This window comes from Pseudomonas sp. AC463, from assembly GCF_979253585.1.
In genome coordinates, this window is record NZ_CEEDDZ010000704.1 from 1 (window position 1) to 265 (window position 265).

The following is a 265-nucleotide window of genomic DNA, read 5'->3' on the forward strand; positions in this document are numbered from 1 at the left end:
CTGGTGGATGATGACGATGCCCGCGGCCTCGGTTTCGCTGATGGATTGGGCCTTGAGCGGTTGCCCATCCCCGAGAATTTCACCCTCCCAGGTGCCGTACGGGTAGACCGCCGACAGCACCGTCATCAAGGTAGATTTGCCGGCACCGTTTTCACCGCACAGGCCCACGCACTCACCGGGCCGCACCTGGATATCGATGCCGTTGAGGGCGTTGACACCGCCAAATCTTTTGACGATGCCGTTCAGTTGCAGGAGGTAGTCGGCC

Annotated in this window: 1 protein-coding gene; it reads right to left on the reverse strand. The window is 61.1% G+C overall.

The annotated features are described in order from the left end of the window. On the reverse strand, positions 1-265 hold a 265-nt coding region (locus AC0IYH_RS32015; protein ID WP_471838320.1), incomplete at both ends, for an ATP-binding cassette domain-containing protein.